The following is a 23,176-nucleotide window of genomic DNA, read 5'->3' on the forward strand; positions in this document are numbered from 1 at the left end:
CTCTGGGCGCTTGCCCCATGAAACGCAGGAGCAGGCATGATGCACGGCGCCTTGTCTGTCTATGCGGTCTGTGTGGTCGTGCTGTTCCTGAAAATGCTGGCGATCTCTTGCTATCAAGGCTACTACCGCCTTCGTTACAAGGCCTTTACCAATGGTGAAGACGCGGCGTTCTTTGGACGTTCTGCCAACGTTGAAGAACTGCCACAGGTCAGCCGGGCCAGCAGGGCCTGGGCCAATGACCTGGAGAACATTCCAGCGTTTTTCGCCATGGCTGGCCTGGCGATTGCCCTGGGCGCGACTGAGGTGGCCATCATTTGGCTGAGTGTGGTGTTCACCGTTGCCAGAGTGGCGCATACCCTGTGCTATCTACGCGGTATGCAGCCTTGGCGGACGGTCAGCTTTGCGCTGGGTTTGCTTTGTTTACTGGGGTTGGCGGCAGTGGTCGCGAAGGCCTCAGTTACTGACCATCAACTCCGGCCCAAGGTAGTCGTTGACCAGCTCGATATCATCATCCCCCAGGCTGCCCACCGATGATGCCAGGCGCAGGCGCGACATCAGGTAGTTCAACTTGGCCTCGAACAGGTCATGGCGTGCATCGAACAGCAGTTCTTCAGCGTTGAGTACGTCCGAGTTGGTGCTGGTACCCCCCTCCTTGAAGCCCTTGCGCGTCGAGGTCAGCGAGCGTTCATTGGACGAGACGGCCTTTTCCAGCGCTTGAATACGCATCGCGCCACTCTGCACGCCACGGTACTCACGGGTGGTATCGGAAATGACCTCCTGGCGGGTTGCGTCGAGCTCGTCCAGGGCTTTCGAACTGTTGGCGCTGGCCTGGCGGGTCAGCGCGCTGGTGCTGCCGCCGCTGTACAGCGGAATGTTCAGTTCCAGCCCGATCGAGCTGTACTGGTTGCGCTGGTTCAGCTCTGAAATCGATTGGCTGCTGCCCGCGGTGTAGCCCGCAACAAAGTCCAGGGTGGGCCAATGCCCGGCCTTGGCCCGGTTCACCTCTTCCTCGGCGAGCTCGTAACTGTGCCGGCGGGCGTGAATCAGTGGGCTGTCGGCCTGGGCCTTGACCAGCCAGTCCTGCAGGTTGCCCGGCAGCAGCGGCGGGGTGCTGAAGCCTGGCTGCAGGGTGGTCAGCGAGGCGGGGGTTTCGCCGATGTACTCCTCAAGCTTGCGACGGGTGTTGACCAGGTTGTCCTGGGCTTCGATCAGGTCAGCCTCGGCCAGGTCGCGGCGAGCGACCGATTCGTCGATGTCGGTCACCGTGCCGGCGCCCAGTTCCATGCGCCGTTTGGCCGAGGCAAGCTGTTCTTCGAAGGCGTTCAGCTTGGCCTTGGCGAGGGTGATGGTTTCGCTGGCCAGGAGCACATCGAAGTAGCTGTCGGCCAGGCGCACCGCCGCATCCTGGCTCTTGGCATCGAACACCGCGACGCTGTAGTCGGCACGTTGCTGGCCCTGGCGGTATTCGGCCATCTTCTGCTTGTTGAACAGCGGTTGGCGCAGGCGCACGCTGGCGCCCTTAGAGTTGTAGTCCAGATCCCTTTCGAGGCTGCTTTGCTCCTGGGTGCCATTGACCTTGTTGTAGTAGGCCGTGGCGTTGATTTGCGGCAGCAGGCCAGCCTGGCCGATGGCCCGGTTTTCCATACCGGCGGCTTTTTCATGTTCGGCGGCGCGGTAGACAGGGCCTTGATATTGCAACAGGTCCCAGGCTTGTTTGAGGTCCATGGCACTGGCCGGCAAGGACAACCCCAGCAGGCACAACATCAGGCAGTGTCGGTTCATTTCATTGCTCCTTGAAGGCACTGTCCACGCGTTCGAGCATTGGTTTGAGCAGGTAGCTGAGCAGGTTGCGCTCACCGGTCTTGATGGTGACGGTGGCGGGCATGCCGGGGCGTATGTGGTTGCTGCCAAGCAGGCTCATGCCGGCCGGCGAGACGTCCACCTGGGCCAGGTAGAACGGCTGCTTGCTTTCCTCATCGAGCAGGCGGTCGGCGGAGACGGTCTTGACCCGGCCAGGGATGTTCGGTGTCTGGGCGTGGTTGAAGGCCGGGAAGGCGATATCCACGGCAAGCCCCGGAACCATCTTGTCGATGGCCTGTACCGGGATCATCGCATCGACCTGCAACGGCTCGTCGAGCGGGACGATTTCCATGAGCTTGGCACCCGGCTGGATGACCCCGCCAACCGTGGCGATGCCCAGGGCCTGGACCATGCCGTCGATGGGCGAGCGGATCACCGTGTGGGTCACTTCGTAGTCCAGCGCGCGCAAGCGGTCGGCCAGGGTGGTGTTTTCCTTGGCGGTATCGGTCAGTTGTGATTCGACCTCTTTCAGGTAGTCGTGCTGGCGCTGGAGAATGCGCAGCTTGATCTCGGTGGTCTGGCTGCGAACGCGGGCGATGTTGTTGAGGTTCTCGGCCTGGCCGGCGGAGAGGTCGGCGTTACTGCGCTCAAGTTCGAGCAGGCGGTTGCGTGGCACATAGCCCTCGGCCGCCAGCACGCGGGTGCCTTGCAGTTCCTGGCCGAGGAAGTTGATCTGTGAAGCGCGCGCGCCGTACACCTGCTGCAGGCCCTTGAGCTGCACGGCCGATGCCGCCAGGTTCTCTTCGAGGATGCTGATTTCTCCTGCCAGGCCGGCGCGACGGGTATCCAGCAGGCGTTGTTGCAGGTCCATGGCGGCCAGCAGGCGTGGGTCAGCGCCGAAGCGCTTGAGCAACGCCGGGTCGAAACTCACCGTGTCGCGGCTGTCGCGCTCGGCTTCGAGGCGGTTTTCAACGGTCTTGCTGACGATGTACTGGGCGCTGACCGCGCCCTGTTCGGCCACGGCGCGCAGGGCATCGAGGCGAACCACCTCCTGGCCCTTTTTCACCACATCGCCTTCGCGCACCATAATCGCCTCCACGGTGCCGCCACTCAGGTGCTGCACCGCCTTGCGATTGCTGGTGACCTTGACCGTGCCGGTCGCGACCACGCCGGCATCCAGCGGCGCCAGCCAGGCCCACAGCAGGAAGCCGCCAAAGCCGGCAAGGACCAGCCACAGGCCCCAGCGCACCGGTTTGCCGGCGTCCTGGTCGATCAGGTTGTTGGCCTCGGCGGGAATCAACTCGGTAGGTTGGCTCATGTGCATGATCGGTCACTCCCGTACTTTTACCGAGGCCAGTGGCGCCGCTGCGCCGGCAGGTATCACGCTCGCTTTACGCAGTGCTGCAAAGACTTCGTCGCGCGTGCCCAGCATCTGCACGCCGCCGTCACGCAGCATCAGGACTTTGTCGACGGCGCAGAGCACATTGGGCCGATGGGACACCAGCACGACCGTGGCACCGCGCGCCTTGAGTTCGGCCAGGGCATCGACCAGGGCCTTTTCACCGACATCGTCGAGGTTGGCGTTGGGCTCATCCAGTACCACCAGGTTGGGTTCGCCATAGAGTGCACGGGCCAGGGCAATGCGCTGCTTCTGGCCACCGGAAAGCGGGCTGCCATCGGTGCCTAGACGGGTGTCGTAACCCTGCGGGAAACGCAGGATCATTTCGTGCACGCCGGTGCTCTTGGCTGCGCGGATGACCGCATCGCTGTCCACCTCGGCAAAACGCGCGATGTTGTCGGCGATGGTCCCTTCGAACAGTTCGACGTCCTGCGGCAGGTAGCCGAGCCACGGGCCGAGTTCGCCCTTGTTCCAGGTGAAGATGTCGGCGCCGTCCAGGCGCACCTTGCCGGCCTGGGTCGGCCAGACGCCAACCAGCAAGCGGGCGAGGGTGGACTTGCCCGAAGCGGAAGGGCCTATGACGCCGAGGCTTTCGCCCGGCGCCAGGCTGAAACTCACCCCGCGCAAAATGGTGGTGTTGGTACCGGGGGCGCCGGCAAACACGTTCTCCACGGCAAGCATGCCCACGGGCCGTTGCAGCGACATGCTCGGTGGCCGGCGCGGGTAGTCCTGCAGCAGCTCGTTGAGCCGCCCCCAGGCCGAACGGCAACCAAGCAGTTGCTTCCAGGAGGCAATGACCTGCTCAACCGGCCCCAGCGCACGGCCGGTGAGGATCGAGCAGGCGATCATCATGCCCGGGGTGATCTTGCCTTCGATGGCCAGCAGCGCACCGGTGCCGAGGATCAGCGATTGCAGGGTGATGCGCACGAAGCGCCCGGTGCTGCTGATCAGGGCGGCACGGTCGGAGGCCAGGGTCTGCATCTGCAGGATGCGCAGGTGGCTCTGGTACCAGCGCTTGCTGATCGACGGCAGCATGCCCATGGCCTCGATGACTTCGGCGTTGCGCAGGTTGTTGTTGGCGTAGCTGGCGGAGGAAAGCGCCGCGTGGTTGGCCTCGGCCAGCGGCTTGTGGGTGGTCTTTTCGGTGAGGTATGCCAGGCCCGCCAGGATCAGCGAGCCGATCATCGTGACCAGCCCGAGCAGGGGGTGGATCAAGTAGCAGACCAACAGGTAGATCGGTGTCCAGGGCGCATCGAAGAAGGCGAACAGGCCATTGCCGGTCAGAAACTGGCGAACCTGCGCAAGGTCTTGCAGGGCCTGGGCTGGGTTGCCTCCGGCGCGGTTCAGGTTGCGTTCGAACGCGGCGCTGAAAATGCGCCGGTTGAGGTCCATGTCCAGGCTGTTGCCTACCCGAATCAACACCCGGGTGCGAATCATTTCCAGGGCGGACATCAGCAGGAACAGCCCGACCACCAGCAGGGTCAGCATCGTCAGTGTGGTGATGTTGCGGCTGACCAGGGCGCGGTCGTAGACCTGGAGCATGTAGACGGCTGGCGTCAACATCATGACGTTTATGACGCCGCTGAAGCCTGCCAGTGAGTAGAAGCTGCGGCGCAGGCGAAAGAGCGCGTCGGCCAGCTCGGAACGGGTGCGCGGCTGCTTGTGCATCTGGGGCCTCCCTCTTCACAAAACCGGAGGCCGTTGCGGCGTCCCGGACAGCTGTAGATGTGGCTTCTGATTGGCTCGCAGGCGGGTCGCTCTATAGGCGGATAGCCCCAAAACGCTGCGTTGCTCCCACAAGCAGCAGCGTAGGATGCACTGAAATGTCTTGTAATATCATTTTGCTCTATAAATGCGTTGAACTTTTCATAAGTCACGTAAAAACAGCGAGTTGCAACGCATTATCATCGAGAGTCATTTTTTCGACGGTTCATTGACAAGGTTTGACTCTGCGACTTTAGTCTTGATTATTCGGGCCCTGTAGGGTCGCCCGGCAAGGCCGCACCTACAGGGATCGCGTTTAACCAGACGTCATCGAACCACGAACCACGAACTGCGCACGTCAGCATTGACTGGGCGCGGGAAGGACCCTGTTGCCCTGTTTCTCTCTCCCGATAGATCGAGGGCAATTGAAATGGCCAATTTCAGCAAGTCGGACCTGGAGTTCATCCTCAAGCAGATCTTTATCGCCGAAGCCCACGCCAAGGGCGCCAATCTCACCGATCTGCTGCCCAACAGCCAGGTGCCGTTCGGCTTGCGCACCGTGGACGGCAGCTTCAATAACCTGGTGACTGGGCAAAGCGAGTTCGGCGCCGCCGACAACGCGTTCCTGCGCTTGCTCGACCCCGCCTATCGTGCGGCCTACGTCGGAACCGGCACGGTGGTCGACGCGCAGCCTCGCATCATCAGTAACCTGATCGTCGACCAGACGCCGAACAACCCGGCCGCAGTCGAGGCCAATGGTGGCGCCGCGCCGGTGATGAGCCCCGGCCTTGACGGCGTGTTCGGCACCAGTGATGACAAACCGGTGTTCTTCATCCCCAACCAGTCGGCAGACGCGGGCCTGACCGCTGGCTTCAACGCCTGGATGACCTTCTTTGGCCAGTTCTTCGATCACGGCCTGGACCTGGTGACCAAAAGCGCGACCGACATCGTGTTCATTCCGCTGCAGCCGGATGATCCGTTGTACGTGCCCGACAGCCCGACCAACTTCATGGTGCTGTCGCGTGCCGTGCGCACGGCCGGCGCGGACGGCGTGGTCGGCACCGCAGACGATAGCCAGCCCAACACCACCTCGCCGTTCGTGGACCAGAGCCAGACCTACAGCTCACACCCCTCGCATCAGGTGTTCCTGCGCGAGTACATGCTCAACGCCGCGGGCGACCCGATCGCCACCGGGAACCTGATCACCAATCGTGACCTGGGCGCTGACGGCAAATTCGGCACGGCTGACGATGGCAATGGCGAGGGTGGCGGCATGGCCACCTGGGCCGTGGTCAAGGCCCAGGCCCGTGACGTGCTCGGTATCAACCTGACCGATGCCGACGTGCACAACGTGCCGCTGCTGGCGACCGATGCCTATGGCAACTTCCTGCGGGGGCCCAACGGCATGCCACAGGTGGTGATGCGCGTCAGCAACGGCGCTGACGGTATCGCCGGGACCGCCGATGACGTGACCCAGCTGGTCGAAGGCAATCGCGCCGCGCCCATCAGCCTGGCCAATGCCGTGAGCACCGGGCATGGCTTCCTTGACGACATCGCCCACAACGCGGCCCCTGTAGTGGTCGGCGGCGTGCTGCAGGCCGACGCCGACAGCGACGTGGGCAATGCCCAGCAAGTGGGAGCAGGTGGCAACAACCTGACCTATGACAACGAACTGCTCGACGCCCACTACATCGCCGGCGACGGCCGGGTGAACGAAAACATCGGCCTGACCGCCGTGCACCATGTGTTCCACTCCGAACACAACCGCCTGGTCCAGCAGTCCAAGGACACTATCCTTGCCGCGGGCGATCTGGCCTTCCTCAACGAATGGCTGGTGGATGACGTTGCCGCCCTACCGACCACACCCGCCGCTATCGCCGCGTTGGTGTGGGACGGCGAACGCCTGTTCCAGGCGGCCAAGGTCGGCACCGAGATGCAGTACCAGCACCTGGTGTTCGAAGAATTCGCGCGCACCATCCAGCCGCAGATCGACGAATTCCTGGCGCCCAACGGTTATGACACCTCGATCAACCCGGCCATCCTCGCCGAGTTCGCCCATGTGGTGTACCGCTTCGGTCACTCGATGCTGACCGAGACCGTCGACCGCTTCGACCCTGAGTTCAACCCGATCCTCTCCGACCCCAACAACCCCGACCAGCAGCTCGGCCTGATCGCCGCCTTCCTCAACCCGTTGGCGTTCGCCGGCAGTGGGGCGACCGCCGATGAGGCGGCCGGGGCGATTATCCGTGGCGTGACGCGTCAGGTTGGCAACGAGATCGACGAGTTCGTCACCGAAGCGCTGCGCAACAACCTGCTGGGCCTGCCGCTCGACCTGCCGGCACTGAACCTGGCACGCGGGCGCGACACCGGCATCCCGTCGCTGAACGAGGCCCGTCGTGAGTTCTATACCGCGACCGGCGACAGCCAGCTCAAGGCGTACATCAGTTGGGTCGACTTTGCCGACCACCTCAAGCACCCCGCATCGCTGGTCAACTTCATCGCTGCATACGGTACCCATGCTTCGATCACAGGGGCCACCACGCTGGCAGACAAGCGCGCGGCGGCCATGGCCCTGGTATTCGGTGGCGACGGCGCGCCGGCGGACCGCCTCGACTTCCTCAACGGTACCGGCGCCTGGGCCAACGTGACCCAGGCCGGTAAAGACGGGGTGCTGGGCACTGCCGACGACGTGACCGGGGTAACCATCACCGGCGTTGACACCATTGACTTCTGGGTCGGTGGCCTGGCCGAGCAGAAGATGCCGTTCGGCGGCATGCTCGGGTCGAGCTTCAACTTCATTTTCGAAACCCAGATGGAAGCGCTGCAGAACGGCGACCGCTTCTACTACCTGTCGCGCATGGCGGGCACGAACTTCGGCACGGAGCTTGAAAACAACTCCTTCGCCAAGCTGATCATGCTCAACTCCGATGTCACCCACCTGTCCAACACCGTGTTCCTGACGCCCACCTTCACCCTCGAAGTGAACCAGGCCAACCAGTTCACCGGGCTGGGTGCCGACGGCAAGGCCGACCCAACGGGCGGCATCCTGATCTACGGCCAGGAAATCGTGCCGCTGGTGATCCGCGACAACCCGGATACCGTGGGCGCCGACAGCAACTACCTGCACTACACCGGTGAAGACCATGTGGTCCTCGGTGGCACCGCAGGCAATGACATCATCATCTCAGGCGAAGGTGACGACACTGTCTACGGCGACGGCGGCAACGACCGCCTCGAAGGCGGGGCGGGTAACGATGCGGTGCTGGGCGGCGCGGGCGACGACATCATCACCGACTCGTTTGGCGACAACCGCCTGGAAGGCAACGCCGGTAACGATGTGATCGTAGCCGGCAGCATGGGGGTCGCCGGCAACCTGATTTTGGGTGGCGACGGCCAGGACTTCATCATCACCACCGAAGACATCAGCACCACCTTCGGCGGCCAGGGCGACGACTTCATCCTCGGCGCCAAGACCAACCTGCCACCGACCGGCAACGAGGGCGATGACTGGATCGAGAAGGGCACCCAGGACGGCGCCCCCGGCGACAACTTCGCGCCCCTTCTGGGTGACGAAGTGATCGGCAACGACATCTTCGTCGGTGGCGGTGGCTTCGACGAAATGATCGGCGAAGGCGGTGATGACATCTTTGTCGGCAGCGATGCCCAGGACAAGATGGACGGTATGTCCGGTTTCGACTGGGTGACCTACAAGAATGACCAGGTCGGCGTGACCGTCGACCTGAGCCTGGCCGCGCTGGCGCAGCCCCATGGCAACGCGCCGAACCAGAACGCCGGGGTGTTCAACCCGGTCGGCGCCTCGCCGGCCTCGATCCTCGATCGCTTTGCCGAAGTCGAAGGGTTGTCCGGTTCCAAATTCGGCGATGTGCTCAAAGGCGATGACGTCGATGCGGTCACCATTCTCAACCACGGCGGTGCCACCGGCAGTGCGCTGACCAACGTGGCATTGATCCGTGGGCTGGAGCAGTTCCTGGCTGACGCCGGCTTGCCCACTACGGGCTTTGCCACCGGCAACATCATCCTCGGCGGCAATGGTAGCGATCTGATCGAGGGCCGTGGTGGCGATGACCTGATCGACGGTGACAAGTGGATCAACGTGCGGATCGCCGTGTATGCCCCGGATGATGTCAACCATACCGGGCCGGAAATCGCCAGCTTCGACAGCATGGTCGACATGATCCCGTTCATGCTCGACCGCACCTACAACCCTGGCCAGCTCAAGGCCGTGCGGGAAATCCTGCCGGGCACCTCGACGGGCGGGGCTGCCTTCGATACCGCCGTGTTCTCCGGTCTTCAGGCCGACTACGTGGTCACCCAGAACACCCGGGGCACGGCCGATGTGGCGGACGATATATGGACGGTAACCGATACCGTCGGCGGTGACGGCACCGATACCCTGCTGCATATCGAGCGCCTGCAATTCTCCGACGGCCAGCGGGTGCTGGTGCCAGGGGTGAATGCCCAGCCTACCGGCAGCCCGACCGTCACCGACGGCAACGGCGGCGCGATAACGGTAGGCGACATGCTGACCGTGAGCATGGCCGGGGTGCTGGATGGCGACAACATTTCGCCGACCAACCCGCAAGGCCTGCTCAACAACACCTCGGTGTCCTACTACTGGCAGTTCGAGGCGGACCCGGGTAGCGGTGTGTTCGAGGACATCATCCTGCTGCCGGCCGGCGACCTGGCGTTCCAGAGCGCCGATGGCACGGCGTTCAAGGTCTCGCCGGACCTGGCCGGGTTGTCGCTGCGGGTCAAGGCGATCTACCAGGACGCCCATGGTACCACCGAGGTGCTGTTCTCCCAGCCCACTGCCGTGGTTGAGCCTGGCGCGCCCGTGGTACCTACGGCGCCAACGCCTGTGGTCGATGCCAGCGAAGGTGGTGCGGGCCTGCAAATGGTCCGCTCCGACCTTAACTTTATCCTGGCCCAGATCAAGATCGCCGAGGCCGATGCCGCCGGGCAAGACATTCTCTCGCTGGTCCCGAACATCCGCGCGCCCCTGGGCCTGCGTGCAGTGGACGGCTCGAACAACAACCTGATGAACCTCAACGGCACCAACAACACCCAATTCGGTGCCGCCGACAACGTCTTCCCACGCCTGACCGACCCGGTGTTCAACCCGGCCGAAGGCGCGCCGGCCGGCTTCTTCGGCCCCGGCTCGCCTGCCATACCGGGGTCGTCCTACCAGCAGACCAGCGGTGCGGTGTTCGACTCGCAACCGCGCACCATCAGCAACCTGATCGTCGATCAGACCTCGAATAACCCGGCGGCCTACGCCACGGCCTACGACCCCGGTGCGGACGGTGTGCTCAACTTCGGCACGCCGGGCAATGACGACGTGCTCAAAGATGGCGTGCGGATCGTCGCAAGCCCTGGCCTGGATGGCCAGTTCGGCACCACGGACGACCACGATGTCTACCTGTTCGAAAACACCACGGCGGATGCCGGGCTGTCTGCGCCGTTCAACGCCTGGATGACCTTCTTCGGGCAGTTCTTCGACCATGGCCTGGACCTGGTCACCAAAGGCGGCTCGGGCACTGTGTTCATTCCGCTGCAACCGGATGACCCCCTGTACGTGCCGGGCGGCAACGCCAACTTCATGGTGCTGACCCGTGCCACCAACCTGCCCGGGCCGGATGGCATCCTTGGCAACGCCGACGATATTCATGAGCACACCAATACCACCACGCCGTTCGTGGACCAGAACCAGACCTACAGCTCGCACCCCTCGCACCAGGTGTTCCTGCGCGGCTATCAGATGACCGACCAAGGCCCAGTCGCCACTGGCCGGCTGATCACCAACCGTGACCTTGGCGCCGATGGCAAGTTCGGCAGTGCGGACGACAGTGAAATCGGTGGCATGGCGACCTGGAAAGTGGTCAAGGCGCAGGCCAACGACCTGCTCGGCATTCACCTCACCGATGCCGACGTCGACAACGTTCCGCTGCTGGCGACCGACGCCTATGGCAACTTCATCAAGGGGCCAAATGGCTACCCGATGGTGGTGATGAAGGGCGCCGACGGCCTTGGCGGCACAGCGGATGACGTGCTGGTCGAAGGCAACCCGCTGGCCCCGATCGACCTGACCAATGCCGTGCGCACAGGCCATCAGTTCCTTGCCGACATCGCCCACAATGCCGTGCCGGTGTTCAGCGGTGGCGTGCTGGCGCCGGATGCCGATGCGTTGGTCGGCAACGCCGTGCCGGTCAACCCGCAGACAGGTGCCAACCTGGCCTACGACAACGAGCTGCTGGATGCGCACTACATTGCCGGCGACGGCCGGGTCAACGAAAACATCGGCCTGACCGCTGTGCATGCGATCTTCCACGCCGAGCACAACCGGCTGGTGGCGCAGACCAAGGACACCGTGCTCGATGCGGGTGACGTGGCCTTCCTCAACGAGTGGCTGCTCAACCCGGTCAACGCGCTGCCTGCCAGCCAGGCCGAGATCGATGCTTTGGTGTGGAATGGCGAGCGGCTGTTCCAGGCAGCCAAGTTCGGCACCGAGATGCAGTATCAGCACCTGGTGTTCGAGGAGTTCGCCCGCACCATTCAGCCCCGCGTTGACCTGTTCTTCGCCCCGACCCAGGTCTATGACGTCGACCTCGATGCCTCGATCGTCGCCGAGTTCGCGCACACCGTGTACCGCTTCGGCCACTCGATGCTGACCGAAACCGTCGACCGTTTCGACATCGACTTCAACGTGGTCAATGACCCGACTAGCACCAACCCCGATCAGCAGCTTGGCTTGATTGCCGCGTTCCTCAACCCGTTGGCGTACGCCGCCAGTGGTGTCACGCCCGAGGACGCGACCAGCGCCATCGTGCGCGGGGTCACGCGCCAGGCCGGTAACGAAATCGACGAGTTCGTCACCGAGGCGCTGCGCAACAACCTGCTTGGCCTGCCGCTCGACCTGCCGGCGATCAACATCGCCCGTGGCCGCGATGTAGGGATTCCTTCGCTCAACGCCGTGCGCCGCGACATCTTCGGGCAAACCGGTGATACCCAACTCAAGCCTTACAGCAGCTGGGTCGACCTGGTGCAGCACCTCAAGCATCCAGAGTCGTTGATCAACTTCATCGCCGCCTACGGCACCCACAGCACCATCACCGGGGCGACTACCCTGGTGGACAAGCGCGCGGCGGCCATGGCGTTGGTGTTCGGCGGTGACGGTTCGCCGCTCGACCGGCTGGACTTCCTCAACGGTACCGGGGCCTGGGCCAACGTGACGCTGCCCGGCAAGGACGGTGTGCTGGGCACCGCCGATGACCTCAAGGCCGTCACGGTGACCGGGGTCGATGCCATCGACCTGTGGATCGGCGGCCTTGCCGAAGCGAAAACTCCGTTCGGCGGCATGCTCGGCTCGACCTTCAACTTCGTGTTCGAGAACCAGCTGGAAAAACTCCAGGACGGCGACCGCTTCTACTACCTGGAACGCACCGCTGGCCTGTCGATGAATGCCGAGCTTGAAAGCAACTCGTTCGCCAAGCTGATTATGGCCAACACCTCGGCCACCCACTTGCCGGGCCTGGTGTTCTCTGACCCGGCGTTCTACCTCGAAGTGGACCGCAGCAAGCAGTACAACGATGGCCTGGGCAATGTCGACCCGCTGGGCGATAACGGCCAGCAGGTGGTGTTCCGCGACAACCCGCTGACCGCAGGGCCAGACACCAACTACATCCGCTACGCCGGTGAAGAGCACATCGTGCTGGGCGGCACCAACGGCGACGATATCCTCGTCTCTGGCGGTGGTGACGACACGGTGTGGGGTGATGCCGGCAACGATCGCATCGAAGGCGGCAATGGCAACGACCAACTGCGCGGTGGTGCCGGCGACGACATCATCAGCGACGTGGGCGGCGACGACAATATCCAGGGCGGCGACGGCAATGACGTGCTGCACGGCGGTAATGGCGTCAACCTGATCATTGGTGGCTTTGGCAACGACTTCATCGTCACCGGCGAGGATGCTTCCGAGGCCATTGGCGGCCAAGGCAATGACTTCATCCTGGGCAGCAAGGCCAACGAACAGGACATGGGCAACGAAGGCGACGACTGGATCGAGAAGGGCACCTCGGACGGTGCGCCTGGTGACAACTTCGACCCACTCGGCAACGACCCAGTGATCGGCCACGATGTGTTCATCGGCGGCAACGAAAACGACAAGTTCAACGGTGAAGGTGGCGACGACATCATGGTCGGCAGCCTCGGCTTCGGTGACCGCTATATCGGCGGCTCCGGCTACGACTGGGCAACCTTCAAAGGGCTTGCCCAGGGCGTGACCATCGACTACACCGACCGCTTCTTCGATGTGCCACCGGTGCCGGGATCGGGTGCTTCGGCACTGGTGCGCTTCGACATCATGGAAGGGCTCTCGGGTTCGGCACACGGCGACTTCCTGCGCGGTGACAACGAAGATGCCGCCTCGCTGCCCACCGCCGGTGCCAATGGCAGCGTGTTGACCAACATCAGCCTGATCAACGGCCTGGCCGACCTGTTGGCTGCCGGTGCGACCTTCTACGATGGCGGCAACATCATCCTTGGCGGCAGCGGCAGCGACCTGATCGAAGGCCGCGGCGGCGACGATATTCTCGACGGTGACAAGTGGCTCAACGTGCGCATCAGCGTACGCGCCAACAGCGATGGCACCGGCCCGGAAATCGCCACGTTCGACAGCATGGAGCCCATGGTGCCGCTGATGCTCAACGGTACCTACAACCCAGGCCAGCTGGTGATCGTGCGGGAGATCCTGAACGGCACTGACAGCTTCGATACCGCGCTGTTCTCGGGGGTTGCGACCGACTACAACGTGGTGGTCGATGGCAATGCGGTCATCGTCACCGACCTGGTGGCGGGGCGTGATGGTGTCGATCGGTTGACCGGCATCGAGCGTCTGCAGTTCTCTGACCGTGCCATTGCCTCCGGTGTCGGCACGGCCGTCAACGCTGACCCATCGGGCCACTTGGCGATCCTTGACGATGCCACGGGCGGGCGTGCGGACGCACCTGTAGCAGGGCAACTGCTGCGTGTCTCTGACCTGGCGGTGCACGATGCCGACAACGTCAGTGCAAGCAACCCCACCGGTGCGGTCAACGGGCCGGTCGCCTACTACTGGCAGGTCGAGCAACTGCCGGGCTCGGGTGTGTACGAGGACATCACCTTCGTCGCCGCAGGCGAGGTGTCGCGGGCAATTGGCAGCACCTACCGGGTCGCGGACGATGTGGCGGGGCTGAGCATTCGGGTGCGGGCGGTGTATCAGGATGCCAAGGGCACCCTGGAGATCGTCGATTCGGCACCGAACAGCGCGCCGAGCGCCGGGCCGGCCGTGACCGGGCTGCTGGTGCAGAACCAGACGCTGACCGCCAATACGGCGACCATCGTCGATGCCGACGGCCTGAGCAATCCGCAGTTCACCTTCCAGTGGCAGTCGAACCGGGGGCTTGGCTGGGTCAACATCGTTGGCGCCATTGGCAGCACCTTCGTCCTGACCCAGGCCCAGGTGGGGCAGAACATGCGGGTGGTGGTCAGCTACGTGGATGACTTCGGCGTGCATGAAAGCATCGCCTCCGACATCCTCGACCCGGTGGCCAACGCCAACGATGCACCGACCGGAGCGGTACTGATCAGCGACACTACACCGGCTCAGGGGCAAGTGCTGACGGCACTTACCGGCAGTATTGCCGACCTTGACGGTCTGGGAGCGTTCAGCTTCCAGTGGCAGCAAGGTACTGGCGGGGTCTTCAGCGACATCATTGGCGCAACTGCGGCCACCTTCACCCCGGGCCTCAATCAGGGAAATCAGCAGTTGCAGGTGATCGTGCGCTACACCGACGCCTTCGGCACCCAGGAGTCAATCACCTCGGCGGCGACTGCTCCAGTGCCAGGGTTGACGCTGGTCGGCACCAACGGTAACGATTTCCTGAGTGGGAGCGCGGGCGATGACGTGATCTCAGGTCTGGACGGTGCCGACCAGCTGTTTGGCGGGCTTGGCAACGACATCCTCAGCGGTGGGCTTGACAACGACCTCCTCGACGGCGGCGCAGGTGCCGACCGCATGGAGGGCGGTCTCGGCAACGATACCTACGTGGTGGATAACGTCGGAGATGTAGTGATCGAGGCCACGGGGGCCGGTACGGATACCGTGCGTACCACGCTAGCCAGCTACGTCATGGCCAGCAACATCGAGAACCTGATCTATACCGGGGTAGGCAACATCATCGCTGGCGGTAACGCGCTGGACAACACCATGACTGGCGGTGCTGGCAACGACTCGCTCAATGGCGGCGCAGGTGCCGACCGCATGGTGGGCGGTCTCGGCAACGATAGCTACGTGGTGGATAACGCCGGGGATGTAGTGATCGAGGCCACGGGGGCCGGTACGGATACCGTGCGTACCACGCTAGCCAGCTACAGAATGAGCAGCAACATTGAGAACTTGGGCTATACCGGGGTGGGCAACTTCGTCGGCACAGGTAACGCGCTGGATAACATCATGATCGGCGGTGCTGGCAACGACTCGCTCAATGGCGGCGCAGGTGCCGACCGCATGGCGGGTGGTCTCGGCAACGATAGCTACGTGGTGGATAACGCCGGGGACGTAGTGATCGAGGCCACGGGGGCCGGTACGGATACCGTGCGTACCACGCTAGCCAGCTACAGCATGAGCAGCAACATTGAGAACCTGGGCTATACCGGGGTGGGCAACTTCGTCGGCACAGGTAACGCGCTGGATAACATCATGATCGGCGGTGCTGGCAACGACTCGCTCAATGGCGGCGCAGGTGCCGACCGCATGGCGGGTGGTCTCGGCAACGATAGCTACGTGGTGGATAACGCCGGGGACGTAGTGATCGAGGCCACGGGGGCCGGTACGGATACCGTGCGTACCACGCTAGCCAGCTACGGCATGAGCAGCAACATTGAGAACCTGGGCTATACCGGGGTGGGCAACTTCGTCGGCACAGGTAACGCGCTGGATAACATCATGATCGGCGGTGCTGGCAACGACTCGCTCAACGGCGGCGCAGGTGCCGACCGCATGGCGGGTGGTCTCGGCAACGATAGCTACGTGGTGGATAACGCCGGGGACGTAGTGATCGAAGCCACGGGGGCCGGTACGGATACCGTGCGTACCACGCTAGCCAGCTACAGAATGAGCAGCAACATTGAGAACCTGGGCTATACCGGGGTGGGCAACTTCGTCGGCACAGGTAACGCGCTGGACAACACCATGATCGGCGGCGCTGGCAACGACTCACTCAACGGCGACGCAGGTGCCGACCGTATGGCGGGTGGTCTCGGCAACGATAGCTACGTGGTGGATAACGCCGGGGACGTAGTGATCGAGGCCACGGGGGCCGGTACGGATACCGTGCGTACCACGCTAGCCAGCTACAGAATGAGCAGCAACATTGAGAACCTGGGCTATACCGGGGTGGGCAACTTCGTCGGCACAGGTAACGCGCTGGACAACACCATGATCGGCGGCGCTGGCAACGACTCACTCAACGGCGACGCAGGTGCCGACCGTATGGCGGGTGGTCTCGGCAACGATAGCTACGTGGTGGATAACGCCGGGGACGTAGTGATCGAAGCCACGGGGGCCGGTACGGATACCGTGCGTACCACGCTAGCCAGCTACAGAATGAGCAGCAACATTGAGAACCTGGGCTATACCGGGGTGGGCAACTTTGTCGGCACAGGTAACGCGCTGGACAACACCATGATCGGCGGCGCTGGCAACGACTCACTCAACGGCGACGCAGGTGCCGACCGTATGGCGGGTGGTCTCGGCAACGATAGCTACGTGGTGGATAACGCCGGGGACGTAGTGATCGAAGCCACGGGGGCCGGTACGGATACCGTGCGTACCACGCTAGCCAGCTACAGAATGAGCAGCAACATTGAGAACCTGGGCTATACCGGGGTGGGCAACTTTGTCGGCACAGGTAACGCGCTGGACAACACCATGATCGGCGGCGCTGGCAACGACTCGCTCAACGGCGACGCAGGTGCCGACCGCATGGCGGGTGGTCTCGGCAACGATAGCTACGTGGTGGATAACGCCGGGGATGTAGTGATCGAGGCCACGGGGGCCGGTACGGATACCGTGCGTACCACGCTAGCCAGCTACAGCATGGCCAGCAACATCGAGAACCTGAGCTATACCGGGGTGGGCAACTTCGTCGGCACAGGTAACGCCCTGGACAACGTCATCACCGGTGGTTCAGGTAACGACACCCTCAACGGTGGTGCGGGTAACGACCAACTGTTGGGTGGCGTTGGCAACGATACCTTGAACGGCGGCGACGACAACGACAGCCTTGATGGAGGTCTGGGCAACGACATCCTGAACGGTGGGGCAGGCAGCGACACGCTGTTCGGTGATGATGGCAACGACATCCTGTCGGGTGGTAGCGGCAATGACTTCATCAACGGTGCGGTTGGCGATGACACGGTCAACGGCGGCGCGGGTGATGACACGATGATCGCCAGCGATGGCAACGATACCTTCCAGTTCGCTGCCGGCTCCGGAGCCGACCTGATCATCAACTTCGATGCCAACCTGGCGGGAGGGCAGGACCTGCTGGATATCACTGCATTCAACATCACTGCGGCAACCTTTGCGGCTAACGTCACCATCGCCGATGTCGGCGCCGATACGCTGGTCAGCATCGGCGCTGCCGACTCGATTCGCCTGGTAGGGGTAGCCGACGCCACGACTGTGACGGCGGCAGACTTCGTCCTGGTGGGGTGAGTCGCGCAGGTGAGGGCAAGGGATGCCCTCAATCTTCTAAACCAGAGTCGATGTACATCGGGGCCGCTAAGCGGCCCCGTTTCATTCATCGTTCAACGCGGCATGCAGTTTCAGCTCTTCATCGATGAACGCCGCAATCATCGCCCGGTACACCCGTTCCACCACCTCGGGCGATGCGCCTGTCTCGCTGGCAATTGCACGCACCTTGGCAATCACCTGCTCGACCCGCGCCGGTGCGCGCACATCGTCGGTGGTCTTCTTGAACGTCGCCGCCTGGGCGACCAGTTGGCCGCGTTGAGCAAGCAGGGCGACCAGGTTCTGGTCGATGTGATCGATGCGCGAGCGAACGTCCTCGATCGAGGTGCAACGTACGTCCATGTGGCAGTCTCCTTCAGGTGTGTCGCAGCACAGTACCACAGGCCATTTCACTTGCAGCTCAATGCCCCACCAGTTCGCCCAACAGCCGTTGCTTGTAGTCGTGCAGCAACGCGCTGTCGCGCTCGCGCGGGTGCGGCAGGTCGATGCGCAGGTCCTCGCGGATTCTGCCGGGGTGGGCATCCATCACGATCACCCGGTCACCCAGGTACAGCGCCTCCTCGATGTCATGGGTGACCATGATCACGGTGCAGCGCTCCTGCACCCAGATACGCTGCAGTTCCTGTTGCAGCCTCACTCGGGTCAGTGCATCCAAGGCGCCCAGCGGCTCGTCCAGCAGCAGCACCTTGGGTTTGTTCACCAGCGCCCGGGCAATGGCCGCGCGCTGGGCCATGCCGCCGGAGAGCTGGTGTGGGTAGGCCTGTTCGTATCCGCTTAGGCCGACCAGTTCGATATGCTCGGCCACCAGGCGGTCCTTCTGCGCGGCCGGCATGGCGTGGTTTTTAAGGGCCAGGGCAATGTTCTGCTGCAGGGTCATCCACGGGAACAGGCGGTGGTCCTGGAACACGATGCCGCGCTCCAGGCCCGGCCCGTGCACGGGTTGCTGGTCGAGCAGGATCTGCCCCTGGTAGTCCTGGTCGAGGCCGACGATCAGCCGCAGCAGCGTGGACTTGCCACAGCCACTGGCGCCGACAATGCTGACGAATTCACCAGGCCGGATGTTCAGCTCGATGTCCTTGAGCACTTGCATCGGCTTGCCCTTGAGGGCGTAGGTTTTGCTCAGGCCGCGAAGGGTCAGTGCGCCGTGGGTGGCGGTGGTCGGTAAAGCGTGGGCGATGGCGTTCATGGTCGGGCCTTTCAACGGGTCGGGCGCCAGCGCAGCAGGCGGCGGGAGAGGAGGGTGCAGAGCCAGGACATCAGGTAGCCGCACAGGCCGATGCACAGCACGCAGACCACGATGATCTCCATGCGTGCGCCGGCCTCGGCGGTCATCATCAGGCTGCCAAGGCCGGCGCCCGAGGACAGGAACAGTTCGCTACCCACCGAGGTCACCCAGGCGAACGCCAGCGCCTGCAGAACGCCGGCGGCGATGCCCGGCAAGGCCGCGGGCAGCAGGATCAAGCGCAACTGCTGTGAGCGGCTGAGCATCAGCACCCGGGCAGCCTCGCGGTGCTGGCCCTCGACTTGGCGCAGGCTCTCGAAGGTGTTGAGCACCATGGGGTACAAAGCCGCCAGGCTGACGATGAGCAGCTTGGCGCTTTCGCCGTTGCCAAGCCACAGGGCGATCAAGGGGATCCAGCCCAGCATCGGCACCTGGCGCAGGGCATGGAACAGCGGCGCGATCAGGCGGTTGGCCGGCACCGACAGGGCCATCAAGGCGCCCAGGCCGATGCCCGCGACAACGCCGATGGCAAGGCCCGTGCAGGTGCGCAGCAGGCTGGCCCCTAGGTTGACCAGCAGTTCGCCGCTGCCCAGCAGTTCGGTCAATGCCGAACCGACCTGGGCCAGTGGCACGAAGGCATAGGCACCGGCAGCACCTTGACGCGAGGCGTATTCCCAGGCGCCGAGCAGCACTAACGGCAACACCAGGCCACGCAGATTTTTCAGTGTCATCAGCAATTCCTCAGCGGCTCTGCCAGCCGGTAAAGCGTCGTTCGACGCGACGCAGGCCGTAGTCAAGGGTGAAGCCGATCAGCCCGGTGACCACCACGCCGACCATCACCACGTCGATACGCAGCATCTGCCGGCCCATTTCGATCATCTGGCCCAGCCCGCTATCTGCCGCCAGCAGTTCGCATGCCACCAGCACCACCCAGGCGCGAGTCAGGGCGATGCGGATACCAGTGACGATCGCCGGCACGGCCGCGGGAAGGGCGATACGGCCCACCAGCGTGGGCCAGCGCAGGCGGTACACCGCTGCAACTTCAAAGTGGCTGCGCGGGATGGCGCGCACCCCTTCACAGGTGGCCAGGGCCACGGGGAAGAACGCGGTCTTGGCAACGATGACAATCTTGAAGGTTTCATCGACGCCAAACAGCAGCACGAACATCGGGATCAAGGCGATGCTGGGCACCTGCCGAAGGGTGTGAAACAGCGGTGCGCAGTAGGCTTGCACGGTTTTCGACAAGGCCAATGCGGTGCCGAAGGCCAGGCCGCCCAGCGCGCCGCCGACAAAACCCAGGGCCAGGCGCGAGAGGCTAGCGGCCAGGTGCGCCTGCAGTTCGTCGGTGGCCAACAGCTCGCTGAAACTGCGCCAGACCTCCAGGGGTGGCACCAGCAAGTTGGCAGGGAACAGACCGCTGTTGGCCAGCACGGCCCAGAGTGCGAGCAGGGCCACAGGGGAGATCAACCAGGAGAGGGGCGAGAGCAAGCGCATGGCGGGCCTTGGGAAAGCAGACGATAGAAAGGGCTATCGCAAGAGCTGTGCCAGGCGGTGAAGGCCCGGAAGTACGGGGGCTGAGCACGAGGTGATGCTGGAGCAGCACAGGGCTGCTGCTCCAGCAGCAGGCCGTCAGCAACAGGTGTGCTGGCGTCTTCGCGGGGTAAGCCCGCTCCCACAGGTTGGTGCAAGGCCTGTGGGAGCGGGCTTGCCCGCGAAGAAGCCAGCGCGGCCGCTGATCAGAAATCGTAACTGACGCTGGTGTAGTAGAACGCTCCCTGCGCGCCCTCGGGGCTTGTGATGGAATACTTCGGCACCCCATACAGCTGCGCGCCCTCCAGCTTGTCCGGGTGGCTGTCGAACAGGTTGATCGCGCCCGCCGACAAGGTCAGCCCCAGGTCGAAGCGGTAGGACACATCCAGGTCGGTCACCCACTGCGCCCCGAAGGTCTGGTCCAGCGCCGGGTTGGCGGCGTTGCGGCTCTGCCATTCGCCATAGCGCCGCTGCGCCACGGTGACGCTCCAGCCGTCATACAGCCAGTTGGCGCTCAAGGTCAGCTTGTCCTTGGGGGTACCGTCCTCGATCAGGCCTTGGGTGTTGCGGCCGATGATCTGGTTGCCGGAGATACTGCCCACATCGTCCAGCCCGGTGATGCGGGTGTTGTTGCGCGCATAGCCGCCGTTGAAGTCCAGGCGCCCCCAGCCGCCCAGCTCAAGCTGGTAGTGGCCGGCCAGCTCGAAACCATCGGTGCGGGTGTCGGCGATGTTGGTGTAGAACGCAGCGCTCTGGATATTGGCGTAGGGCGTGCCGGCGAAAATGGGCGTGACCACCGACGACGGCAGTTGGTCGGACAGGGTGATGCGGTTGTCGATGTCGATGCGGTAGGCATCCAGGGTAAGCGAGGCGTTTGGCAGCGGACGCCAGACCAGGCCCACGGAGACGTTGGTCGATTCCTCGGGCTTGAGCGACTTGCCACCCAGCAGCGCCGCCTCCGGGCTGTCGGCACGCAGGGTGCGCTGTTGCACCTCGACCCAGTTGCCGCTGCCCGGTGGCTGCTCGACCACCTGCACGCTGAACGATGACAGCCCGCTCTGCACCAACGACGGCGCCCGGTAGCCGGTGCTGGCGCTGGCCCGTGCGGCAATTTCAGGGGTGAAGTCGTAGCGCAGCGACAGCTTGCCATTGGTGGTGTCGCCAAAGTCCGAATAGTGCTCGCTGCGCACCGCGACGCCCGCCTGGAATTTTTCGGTGAGCTGGGCTTCGACATCGAAGTAGGCACCGATCACCCGGCGGTCGAGTGACACCGCATCGACCTGGGTGATGCCCGAGTAATAACCGGGAATGCGCCGGCCAGACACGGGATCGATGGTGTTGAACAGCGGCCCGTTGGACCAGCCGGCTGCGTCACCTGCTGTGAGGTCGTAGTTCTCCTGGCGCCAGGCCAGCCCTGCCGACACGGTCAGGGGTTTGAACAGCCAGTCGTTGGCGTAGTCGCGGGTCCAGTCCAGCGTCAGGTTGGTCTGGTCCGCTTCGCGGCGGCCAGTGTAGATGGTCGATGGGCTGGCGTTGCCCCAGCTGGGGTTGATCGCGTCGCGGTCGGTGGAGTCGACGCGGTTGTTGCCGTAGTTCAGCGCGAGGTCGAAGTTGCCCAGGGTTTCGTTTTCAAAGCGCAGGCCGCCCGTGACGGCAAAGTCTTCCAGGCCATAGCGGGTGACCGGCAGGCGGCCGTCGGGGTAACGCGCCAGGGCCACGCTGCCGTAGTTGTTGCGCAGGGTGGTGGGCGGGTCGAAGAAGTTCTCGGCGTCGGTGTTCTTGTGCGCATAGGTGGCGAAGCCGTAGGCGCTCAAGCCCTCGCCAACGCCCATCTCGGCATTGGCGGTGAAGTTGTACTGGTCAGAGACGTTACCCGAGCCCCAGCGCCAGTTGCGGTAGCGGTTGTTTTGCTCACGCGGGGTGTCGATGCTGGTCGAGCCTGGGTAGAAGATGCGGTTGTCATCGCGGGTATCGCTGGCCGGGTCCTGGCTGCCGGCGTCGAAGGCCAGGGTGAGGAAGCCGTCGTTGGGCAAGGCAAAGCCTTTCCAGCCGCTGAGCTTGCGCTGCAGGCCGTCGCCTTTGTTGTAGCCGCCGAAGCGGTAGCCGGCGTTGCCGCCGTCGTCGCGCTCCTTGAGGACGATGTTGATCACCCCGGCGATGGCATCCGAACCGTACTGGGCGGCCGCGCCATCACGCAGTATCTCCACCCGCTCGATGGCCGACAGCGGGATCAGGCTGAGGTCCACCGCCGCCGCGCCGCGGGCGTTGACCAGGCCTTGGCGGGTGACGTTGGCGCTGGTGTGGCGGCGTTTGCCGTTGACCAGCACCAGCACCTGGTCGGAGGCCAGGCCGCGCAACGAGGCGCCTTGGGCGATGGAGCCGGCGAAGGCGCCTTGCGGCGATTGCGGGAAGCTGAACGACGGCGACAAGGCGGTGAGCGCGGCGGACAGGTCGCTGGCGCCAGTTTCTTGCAGTTTTTCGCCGCTCAGCACATCGACGGGCGCGGCGCTCTGCAGGGCAGTGACGTCGCTGCGGTGGGTGCCGACCACGACCACGGTGTCGAGGTTGGCGGCGGGTTCTGCGGCGAATGCGGGCACGGCAAGGCTGCCGATGGCCAGGGCGATGGCGCTGGCCAAGGGGGTGTAGTGGGGCATGGGGTATTCCTGCTGAATGATGTATTGGCAGTGCTGGCCCTATCGCTGGCAAG

10 protein-coding genes are annotated in these 23,176 nt (G+C 63.8%); 2 read left to right on the top strand and 8 right to left on the bottom strand.

Annotation, left to right across the window (positions count from 1 at the left end; all coding sequences use genetic code 11):
• The first annotated feature begins 39 nt into the window (after positions 1–39).
• Entirely contained in the window at positions 40–534 is a 495-nt protein-coding gene (locus tag ACSSU5_RS21235) for an MAPEG family protein (protein ID WP_492561349.1), read from the top strand.
• Here ACSSU5_RS21235 and ACSSU5_RS21240 read toward each other — a convergent pair.
• From ACSSU5_RS21240 to ACSSU5_RS21250, 3 genes are read right to left on the bottom strand one after another with little or no spacing between them, the layout of a single operon-like run.
• The gene (locus tag ACSSU5_RS21240) at positions 454–1,782 is read right to left on the bottom strand and encodes a TolC family outer membrane protein (protein WP_264313767.1); all 1,329 of its coding nucleotides are present in this window, start codon (positions 1,780–1,782) and stop codon (positions 454–456) included. The two genes, ACSSU5_RS21235 and ACSSU5_RS21240, sit on opposite strands and share 81 nt — an antisense overlap.
• A 1-nt stretch (position 1,783) precedes the next feature.
• The gene (locus ACSSU5_RS21245; RefSeq protein ID WP_264313766.1) at positions 1,784–3,124 is read right to left on the bottom strand and encodes an HlyD family type I secretion periplasmic adaptor subunit; all 1,341 of its coding nucleotides are present in this window, start codon (positions 3,122–3,124) and stop codon (positions 1,784–1,786) included.
• A 6-nt stretch (positions 3,125–3,130) separates the two neighbouring features.
• Positions 3,131–4,867, bottom strand: a complete 1,737-nt coding sequence (locus ACSSU5_RS21250; protein WP_264313765.1) for a type I secretion system permease/ATPase — start codon at positions 4,865–4,867, stop codon at positions 3,131–3,133.
• Between the two features lie 466 nt (positions 4,868–5,333).
• Between ACSSU5_RS21250 and ACSSU5_RS21255 the strand changes: the two genes are divergently transcribed.
• Positions 5,334–17,681 carry a peroxidase family protein gene (locus ACSSU5_RS21255; protein ID WP_492559740.1) on the top strand — a complete coding sequence of 4,116 codons (12,348 nt, stop codon included), beginning with the start codon at positions 5,334–5,336 and terminating at the stop codon, positions 17,679–17,681.
• A gap of 81 nt (positions 17,682–17,762) precedes the next feature.
• On the opposite strand, the gene ACSSU5_RS21260 is transcribed toward ACSSU5_RS21255, so the two are convergent.
• The 5 genes from ACSSU5_RS21260 to ACSSU5_RS21280 all read right to left on the bottom strand — a co-directional run bounded on the left by ACSSU5_RS21260 (position 17,763) and on the right by ACSSU5_RS21280 (position 23,123).
• Positions 17,763–18,059, bottom strand: a complete 297-nt coding sequence (locus ACSSU5_RS21260; protein WP_264313763.1) for a chorismate mutase — start codon at positions 18,057–18,059, stop codon at positions 17,763–17,765.
• A gap of 58 nt (positions 18,060–18,117) precedes the next feature.
• Positions 18,118–18,903 carry an ABC transporter ATP-binding protein gene (locus tag ACSSU5_RS21265; protein WP_492559741.1) on the bottom strand — a complete coding sequence of 262 codons (786 nt, stop codon included), beginning with the start codon at positions 18,901–18,903 and terminating at the stop codon, positions 18,118–18,120.
• An 11-nt stretch (positions 18,904–18,914) separates the two neighbouring features.
• Positions 18,915–19,670, bottom strand: coding sequence for an ABC transporter permease (locus tag ACSSU5_RS21270; RefSeq protein WP_264313761.1), 756 nt, complete (start codon positions 19,668–19,670; stop codon positions 18,915–18,917).
• A 10-nt stretch (positions 19,671–19,680) separates the two neighbouring features.
• Entirely contained in the window at positions 19,681–20,433 is a 753-nt protein-coding gene (locus ACSSU5_RS21275; protein ID WP_264313760.1) for an ABC transporter permease, read from the bottom strand.
• Between the two features lie 242 nt (positions 20,434–20,675).
• A complete protein-coding gene (locus ACSSU5_RS21280) occupies positions 20,676–23,123 on the bottom strand; it encodes a TonB-dependent receptor plug domain-containing protein (RefSeq protein ID WP_492559742.1) in 2,448 nt (815 codons plus the stop codon).
• Positions 23,124–23,176: the final 53 nt, after the last annotated feature.

The sequence above is a fragment of the Pseudomonas sp. E1MeOHC2 genome (assembly GCF_058745025.1).

Bases quoted from the DNA above. Each gene is read 5' to 3' on its own strand.
- ACSSU5_RS21235 (WP_492561349.1), top strand. From the start codon at position 40: ATGCACGGCGCCTTGTCTGTCTATGCGGTCTGTGTGGTCGTGCTGTTC.
- ACSSU5_RS21245 (WP_264313766.1), bottom strand. From the start codon at position 3,124: ATGCACATGAGCCAACCTACCGAGTTGATTCCCGCCGAGGCCAACAAC.
- ACSSU5_RS21275 (WP_264313760.1), bottom strand. From the start codon at position 20,433: ATGCGCTTGCTCTCGCCCCTCTCCTGGTTGATCTCCCCTGTGGCCCTG.
- ACSSU5_RS21260 (WP_264313763.1), bottom strand. From the start codon at position 18,059: ATGGACGTACGTTGCACCTCGATCGAGGACGTTCGCTCGCGCATCGAT.
- ACSSU5_RS21255 (WP_492559740.1), top strand. From the start codon at position 5,334: ATGGCCAATTTCAGCAAGTCGGACCTGGAGTTCATCCTCAAGCAGATC.
- ACSSU5_RS21240 (WP_264313767.1), bottom strand. From the start codon at position 1,782: ATGAACCGACACTGCCTGATGTTGTGCCTGCTGGGGTTGTCCTTGCCG.
- ACSSU5_RS21250 (WP_264313765.1), bottom strand. From the start codon at position 4,867: ATGCACAAGCAGCCGCGCACCCGTTCCGAGCTGGCCGACGCGCTCTTT.
- ACSSU5_RS21280 (WP_492559742.1), bottom strand. From the start codon at position 23,123: ATGCCCCACTACACCCCCTTGGCCAGCGCCATCGCCCTGGCCATCGGC.
- ACSSU5_RS21265 (WP_492559741.1), bottom strand. From the start codon at position 18,903: ATGAACGCCATCGCCCACGCTTTACCGACCACCGCCACCCACGGCGCA.
- ACSSU5_RS21270 (WP_264313761.1), bottom strand. From the start codon at position 19,670: ATGACACTGAAAAATCTGCGTGGCCTGGTGTTGCCGTTAGTGCTGCTC.